The following is a 7,822-nucleotide window of genomic DNA, read 5'->3' on the forward strand; positions in this document are numbered from 1 at the left end:
AGAAAGTGCGTAGCCGCGATGCATAGCGACCCAACCACACAATCTTTGACGAAATGCGTTCCCAGTTGCAGAAACTCTGGAACCTCTGTTTCACCCATAAGGAGCGTCACCTTTGAACGAGACTCCTCAAATCTCAGCCCGACACTGTGGCCAGATTAACCAGAATGCCCATTTTGGCAGTTGGCATCTCGATCTTGGCTCGCAACTCCTCACTTGCTCCGATGAAGCCTGCCGCGTGCTCGGCCTGGATGTTGGTGCGCCAATAGCCTTCGAGCGATTCCTGCAGTGCATTCACCCTGAAGACCGCCCCCTCTTCGATAGGGCATGGGATGCTGCCATGTGCGGAAAGTCCCTTGATCTGCGGTATCGCATCGTCAGCGGAGGGCAGGTTCGCTGGATACACCTGCGGGCAACATTCAAGGGCGACGCCTCTGGTCGGCCCAGAGCGGCAGACGGGACGGTAGAGGACATCACCGATCTCAAGAGGGTCGAGCAGGCGCTGAACTCTATGCGCCGACAGCGAGAAGAGTTGGCCAGCCACGTTCCCGGTATGCTTTACCAATACCGCCTTCGTCCGGACGGCAGCTCGCACTTCCCTTATGCCAGCGCGAAGATGCGGGAAATATACGGGGTTGCACCGGAGGATGTTTTTGAAGATGCCACTCCTGCGTTCGCGGCGCTCCATCCTGAAGACCGTGACCGTGTGCATGAAACCATACAGGCGTCGGGGCAGTCACTCGCGCTTTGGCATGACGAGTACCGAGTGCAGTTTCCAGACGGTCGGGTGATCTGGGTCGAAGGCGAGGCATCGCCTGAAGCCATGCCTGATGGGAGCATTCTCTGGCACGGCTATATCCATGATGTCACCTCACGCAAAAGATCCGCGGAAGAGCTTCGCCTTGCGGCTAAAGTTTTTGCGCACGCAGGAGAGGGCATCCTCGTTACCGACGCGCAGGCCCACATTGTCAACGTCAACCGGGCGTTTACCGTGATCACCGGTTATGCGCGGGAGGAAGTATTGGGCCAGACACCCCGTCTACTCCAGTCCGATCACTATGACGATGAGTTTTATCAGACCGTTTGGCAGGCTGTGCGTGAGCACGACTATTGGCACGGAGAGCTCTGGTGCCGGCGCAAGAACGGCAGTCAGTTTGCCGCGCTACTGACGATCAGTGCAGTCCCGGATATGCAGGGCCATATCGAGCATTACGCAGCCATGTTCTCCGACATCACGGCGCTGAAGGAGAACCAGCGACAGCTTGAACGCGTTGCTCATTACGACCTGCTCACCGGCTTGCCCAATCGACTATTGCTTGGAGACCGCCTTAAGCAGGCCATTGGTCAGACACGTCGGCGTGGCATGCACCTGGCGGTTGTCTTTATCGATCTGGATGGATTCAAGAAGGTCAACGACCAGCACGGCCACGCAGTCGGCGACAAATTGCTGTCCGTCCTGTCCAGGCGTATGACGCAGGTGTTGCGCGAAGACGATACCTTGGCCCGTCTTGGTGGTGATGAGTTTGTCGCTATTCTGGTCGACCTGCCGGATATTTCCATCAGCGTACCGATTCTCGATCGCCTGATCGAGGTGGCTGCACAGCCCGTACCGATTGGTGACGCACTGTGCGAGGTGAGCGCGAGTATCGGTGTGAGCTACTACCCGCAAGGCGAAGATATCGACGCCGACCAACTGCTGCGGCAGGCAGATCAGGCTATGTATCGTGCCAAGCAAGCCGGCAAGAATCGATATCACGTTTTCGATACGGAGAAGGATCGTACGCTGCGCACCCGTCACGAAGGATTTGACAGCATAGAGAATGCACTTGCCAATGGGCAGTTTCTGCTTTATTTCCAACCTAAGGTCAACATGCGCACCGGTGAGGTGCTGGGCGCCGAAGCCTTGATCCGCTGGCAACATCCGACGCGTGGCTTGTTATCTCCTGCCTCCTTCATACCCATCATTGAGAACCATCCGCTCGGGATTGACGTGGGGCAATGGACCATCGAGGCTGCGCTGACCCAGATCGAAGTTTGGCGCAAGGCCGGCCTTCATGTCCCGATCAGCGTGAATATCGGTGTGCGGCACTTGCTGCAACCGGACTTCATCATGCATCTACGGGGTATGTTGTCACGACATCCCGGCGCCCAACCGCAAGACCTTGAACTGGAAATCCTCGAAACCAGCGCCGTGGAGGACTTCGTTCAAGTGTCTCAGTTGATGGCGCTGTGCGAGAGGATGGGATTGCGTTTTGCCCTCGACGATTTCGGCAGCGGCTATTCATCGCTGACCTATCTGAAGCGCCTGCCCGCGCACCTGCTCAAGATCGACCAAGGTTTTATACGCGACATGCTCGAGGATCCGGACGATATCGCCATCCTGGATGCGCTACTGGCACTGGCAAGGTCGTTTGGCAGGAACTGCATCGCGGAGGGAGTCGAATCCATTCGGCATGGTGAAATGCTGCTGCGTATGGGATGCGAGTGGGGCCAGGGTTATGCCATCGGGCATCCGATGCCGGCGCATGAATTCGAGCAATGGCTACACACCTCGCAGGTACCCTTATCCTGGAAGGGATTCAAACCTGACAGTCGCTCCGCGCTGCCCGTGCCGTTCACATACGTCGACCACCGGGTCTGGATTTCCCAGATGATCGACTATCTGTCAGGCAAGGCCCAAGTGCCCCCTCAATCCGAAACACTCCAATACTGGCGGGATCAAAGTGGCCGCCCTACGTTCTTCGGCAAGGATCCTGATGATCAGGTCGATGTCCTGCATCAGAGCATCCAGCAGTTAGCGCACACCCTGAGTGAAATGAAAAATGCCGGCCGTGTCGAGGCATTGAGGGCTGGCATCGACAAGTTGCAACATTTGCAGGCGGATCTGCTGGGATTGCTGCCGCCAGACCAGAAGCCGGATTGATGCCATGCATGGGACAAAGGGTTGACGTGCAAGAGGCTGATCCACCCATCGGCGGCGCCACGGGCGCGCAGGACATTATGCGCTGGGTGGCTTCGCAATTGCCTCGGCAATCCAGGTGTAATCGAGTCGTCTTCTCGGACTCCCCGTTCCATTAACGTTTCATTGAAAGAGAGAGCAACGCTTATGCATAAAGAATCTGGCCACACGGCCCTTGACGAGATGCGCTCCCAGTGGCGGTTGATGACGGTTTACGAGCGCTTCGAGCAGGTCGTCGCCCTCGTTCTGTCGGCGGTAATTGCCGTCATCATCGTGGTGTCGCTGTTCCAGCTCATCGCCATCGTCTTCACGCTGCTGGTCCTCGATGCCTTCAATCCCCTGGATCACAAGGTATTCCAGAGTGTGTTCGGCATGATCATGACGCTCTTGATCGCGATGGAGTTCAAGCATTCCATTGTTCGCGTGGCGCTGCGTCGGGACAGCATCATCCAGGTCAAGACCGTGATCCTCATCGGTCTGATCGCGCTGGCGCGCAAGTTCGTGATCCTTGACCCCGAGGCGAGCCCCGCAAAGATAGCCGCGCTGGCAGGCGCCACGCTGGCTCTGGGTGCGACCTACTGGCTGCTGCGCAAGCGCGGCGACCGCGCCGCCGAGACCTCTGAGCATGACCCGTCATCATCCCAGTGATCCGCGCACGGCGCTGTTGCAACACCGCTGGCTCAACAGCCTGCAGACCGGGCTGTTGGTCCTGACCCTGGTCGGGATCGCAGCCGCAGCAGGGAGACTGCCGTTTGGGGAAGGCGGCCTGTGGCTCGCGCTGTTTGCCGTTGCAGGTGCGTTGCTGCTGGAACCGGTAGCCGCGTCGGCGCTGAGCTTGCGCCTGTACCGCGTACGGGCCTTGCACCCGCAAGAAGCCCACGAGATGTGGGCCCTGTTGCGCGAGCTGCCCGCCCGTGCCGGTTTGCCCGCCACGCCGGTGCCGCACTATGTGCCCAGTGCCGTCGTCAACGCCTTCGCCACCGGATCGAAGCAGGAGGCATCGATCGCCCTCACCGATGGCCTGCTGCGCAGCCTGAGCCCACGCGAGCTGGCGGGTGTGCTCGCGCACGAGATCGCGCACATCGCCAGTGAGGATCTGCGCGTCATGGGGCTGGCGGATTCCGTCAGTCGCTTCACGAGCCTACTGGCCCTTATGGGACAGATCGCGATCCTGCTGAGCCTGCCCGCGCTGCTGGTTGGCGCGGCGGAGGTCTATTGGCCTGGTTTATTGTTATTGGCCGCATCGCCCCAGCTGGCCCTGCTCGCACAGCTCGGCTTGTCTCGCGTGCGTGAGTTCGACGCTGACCGCCTCGCTGCGGAACTGACTGGCGACCCGCAGGGGCTGGCGTCCGCGCTGGCGAAAATCGAGCGGGTCAGCCGCTCCTGGCGCGCCTGGTTGTGGCCGGGATGGGGCAATCCCGAACCCTCCTGGTTGCGCACGCATCCGGCCACGCAAGAACGCATCTCACGCCTACTGACGTTGGCGCCTGGGCCAGCATCAGCGTTGCCACTCCACGCGCCCCATTTCTTGCCGGAATCCGCTTTGACGCCGCGCCCACCGCGCTGGCGCCCGAGCGGGCTGTGGCGCTGATTGCCTATCAACAGGAGACTTCTCATGGCCTACCCCGACCCGTACCAACGTCCCGCGCCGGACCACTTCATCCGGCGTTGGCTCTTCATCACCGTCTGTATTGCCGCGCTCATGCTGCTGTGGCAGTTCCTGCCCGCCATCGAGGCCTGGTTCAGTCCGCGCGAGGCGGCAGATCGCACCGTGACGGCGCGTGGCGATCTGGCGGCGGACGAGAAAGCCACCATCGAACTGTTCGAAGAATCGCGCGCTTCGGTGGTCTACATCACCACCGCGCAGCTGGTGCGCGACGTCTGGACTCGCAATGTCTTTTCCATGCCGCGCGGCACCGGTTCGGGCTTTGTCTGGGACGATGCCGGCCACGTCGTCACCAACTTCCACGTCATCCAGGGTGCTTCTGAAGCCACGGTCAAACTCGCCGATGGCCGCGACTACCAGGCCGCGCTGGTGGGGACGAGCCCAGCGCACGACATCGCCGTGCTCAAGATTGGCGTCGGTTTCAAGCGCCCGCCGGCCGTGCCGGTCGGCACCAGTGCCGACCTCAAGGTGGGCCAGAAGGTGTTCGCTATCGGCAACCCCTTCGGCCTGGACTGGACGCTCACCACCGGCATCGTCTCCGCGCTCGACCGCTCGTTACCCGGAGAAGCGGGCGGCCCGGCCATCGATCACCTGATCCAGACCGACGCCGCCATCAACCCTGGCAACTCCGGTGGGCCGCTGCTCGATTCGGCAGGAAGGCTCATCGGCATCAACACGGCGATCTATAGCCCCTCCGGCGCCTCGGCCGGGATTGGTTTCGCCGTGCCGGTGGACACCGTCATGCGCGTAGTCCCGCAACTCATCAAGACCGGTAAGTACATCCGTCCGGCGCTGGGCATTGAGGTGGACGAACAGCTCAATCAGCGCCTGCTGGCGCTGACTGGAACCAAGGGCGTGTTCGTGTTGCGTGTTACCCCTGGTTCGGCAGCGCACAAGGCCGGCCTCGCGGGTGTCGAAGTCACGCCGCAAGGCATCGTGCCGGGCGACCGCATCATCGATGTTGATGGCCAGGCGACGGACGATGTGGCCAAGCTGCTCGCGCGGCTAGACGACAGGAAGGTCGGCGATGTGGTGGTCTTGTCAGTGGAGCGGGCCGGCAAATCGCGCGAGGTGCGTGTGGAGCTGCAACCCGGGAATTGATTGAACTGAACCTGTGGATCAGGCGGTAGTGCAGCGTCGCGGCGATTGAGGTTCTCAGGTCTTCGGCCAGGTAGCGTTCCGCCTCAACCTCCGTAATTTTCGGATGCGATCTGCCTATCCGAATAGGCAAGCATGCAACGCCGGAACCTCTTGCCAATCATCGAAGGAGAAAGCGAGGCGCAATCCGCATGAGGTGGACGCAGGCCAGGAACGAGGCAAACAGGAGGCCGCATTGGAACTCAGACTACTGCGCTATTTCGTTGCGGTCGCGGAAGAACTGCATTTCGCGCGAGCGGCCGAGCGCCTTGGCGTAGAACAATCGCCTGTGTCGCGCGCAATGCGAAATCTCGAAGCCACGCTCGGCGTGCAGTTGTTCGACCGCAGCGCGCACCAGACGCGACTGACCTGGGCCGGTCAAGTGTTCCTCGGTGAGTGCCGGCGCGTGCTGGCCACCGTGGAGCAGGCGGTGAGTGCCGCAAAGGCGGCGGCGCAGGGCTATCAGGGTTATCTGCGCATCGCCATCTGCGACAGCTTGGCGCAGCCCCACATTGCCACCTTGCTGGCGCGCAGCCGCGAGGAAGAGCCCGAACTGGAGATTCGCGTCTTCGAGCTGCCTTTCGCGCAGCAGCTCAAGGGCCTGCACAACGATCTGCTGGACATCGGTTTTGCGCTGTCGGACGCGGTGAGCGAAGGCCTTGTCGCCGAGCCCGTGTGGACCGATCCTCTGTCGGTGATCGTGCCCGTGCGCCACCCCTTGTTGGCGCACGCGGAAGTGCCATTGGATGAAGCCTTGAAGTTTCCGTTGGTACTGTGCCATCCGGACGCGGGATCGGGCTGCCACCACCAGATCCAGGCGGTGCTTCAAGGTGCGTCCAAGCCGCTCAAGCTGGTAGATCAGGTGACGAGCCTAGGCGTGATGCTGACTCTGGTCGGTGCCGGTTATGGCCTAGGTTTCGCCATTGCCTCGCAGGTGCAGACCCTGAACCGCCCCGACATAACCGTTCGCCCCTTGGCCGGCACGCCGCCCATGCTGTCCACCTACCTGCTGCGCCGCAGCGCCGAACCCTCTGAGCCCATGAAGCGGTTTCTGCAGCGCGCCCGCGAGGAGTTCCTGCCAAAGGGAGATGAACCGGCCTCGTGACGTTGAGCGCTCGGGTACATTGGCTACTGCTGGCTGTCCATGGCTCGCACTGGACTTGCTCGGAGCGCGCGTTGACCAAGCGTGGTTTTTCAGTCCATAATTATGTCCATCTCGGTTCGCCGAGTGCGGAAAACTCGTTATCAATCAACGAGTTGGGAACACGATGATGTTCCCATCACCCGCTCCATATCAGATTCCAGCAGGTCGTTGATCTGCAAGTAAAAAAGCCAACCTCAGCGGGTTGGCTTTTTTGTTGTCTGGTCGATATCTGGTCGGAGGTGAGTCAGGGCCTTCGCACTTTAGTCATGATTCGGCTTGATCCCTAGTATCGCCATACTGTAGCCGTCGTCCCAAGAAGCCAACTTACGTTTCTTGGCTAGACTGATCTTGCCGAAGGAGGCCGTGGCGGTCTCAATCTTCAGCAGGTTGAGCACGTCCGCTTCAAGCGTGACAGATTTTCGGCTGCGTGGTCCTTGCGTACCGTGGCTGCATCCTCGCAGAAGTTCACGTCGAGCATCCAATGGACGCCATTTTCGATTCCCCAGTGCGCTCTGACCGCCTTGGCGAGCTCCACGGCCGACATCATCCTGGACGAGATGTTGTATTGACCCAGCAAATCCTGCACAGGTCACGCTGCTAAAGCGAATGCTTCAGCGGGTGTCTTCATCTCCAGCGCCTGATGCGGCCGCTGGTGGTTGTAGAACTGGATCCAGTCGCCAATGACGCGGCTGGCGTGTTGCAGGGTTTCAAAGCGGTGGCGATGGATGCACTGCTCTTTCAGCGTTCGGATCATCCGCTCCACCAGGCCGTTCTGCTGCGGGGTGTAGGGCGTGATGAACTCCTGCTTCAGACCATAGCTCTTGACTAGTGCCGTGTAGCTCCGGCTGGTGAAGACCAGACCGTTGTCCGAACGGAGCAGGAAGGGCTCCTTCACGCGCCCCAGCGTGCCAAAGCGGGC

The 7,822-nt window shown here is 60.6% G+C and carries 7 protein-coding genes; 5 read left to right on the plus strand and 2 right to left on the minus strand.

The genetic code is table 11. The features are described 5' to 3' along the window. The first annotated feature begins 112 nt into the window (after positions 1–112). The 5 genes from B4920_RS15670 (at position 113) to B4920_RS15690 (ending at position 6,864) form a co-directional block, all read left to right on the plus strand. Positions 113–2,920, plus strand: coding sequence for a GGDEF domain-containing phosphodiesterase (locus B4920_RS15670; protein WP_079435576.1), 2,808 nt, complete (start codon positions 113–115; stop codon positions 2,918–2,920). Positions 2,921–3,103: 183 nt separating this feature from the next. Next, positions 3,104–3,604 carry a heat resistance protein PsiE-GI gene (gene psiE-GI, locus B4920_RS15675; protein WP_003052334.1) on the plus strand — a complete coding sequence of 167 codons (501 nt, stop codon included), beginning with the start codon at positions 3,104–3,106 and terminating at the stop codon, positions 3,602–3,604. Continuing rightward, positions 3,582–4,547 carry a zinc metalloprotease HtpX gene (locus B4920_RS15680; RefSeq protein ID WP_079435577.1) on the plus strand — a complete coding sequence of 322 codons (966 nt, stop codon included), beginning with the start codon at positions 3,582–3,584 and terminating at the stop codon, positions 4,545–4,547. The genes psiE-GI and B4920_RS15680 overlap by 23 nt, the downstream gene beginning before the upstream one ends. A 24-nt stretch (positions 4,548–4,571) precedes the next feature. Then, complete coding sequence (locus B4920_RS15685; RefSeq protein WP_079435578.1) at positions 4,572–5,723, plus strand: S1C family serine protease; 1,152 nt, start codon at positions 4,572–4,574, stop codon at positions 5,721–5,723. 232 nt (positions 5,724–5,955) lie between these two features. Then, positions 5,956–6,864 (plus strand): LysR family transcriptional regulator, encoded by a 909-nt coding sequence (locus B4920_RS15690; protein ID WP_003141085.1) that lies wholly within the window; start codon positions 5,956–5,958, stop codon positions 6,862–6,864. Between the two features lie 418 nt (positions 6,865–7,282). Here the strand turns inward: B4920_RS15690 and B4920_RS30965 are convergent, their stop codons facing one another. Both B4920_RS30965 and B4920_RS15695 read right to left on the minus strand, forming a co-directional pair. Next, on the minus strand, positions 7,283–7,450 hold the full coding sequence (locus tag B4920_RS30965) for a hypothetical protein (protein WP_368664725.1): 168 nt from the start codon (positions 7,448–7,450) through the stop codon (positions 7,283–7,285). 42 nt (positions 7,451–7,492) lie between these two features. Next, positions 7,493–7,822, minus strand: a 330-nt coding sequence (locus tag B4920_RS15695; RefSeq protein ID WP_139379523.1) for an integrase core domain-containing protein, incomplete at its 5' end; no start/stop codon positions are given.

The organism is Zoogloea sp. LCSB751, from assembly GCF_002028455.1.
Classification (GTDB): Bacteria; Pseudomonadota; Gammaproteobacteria; order Burkholderiales; family Rhodocyclaceae; genus Zoogloea.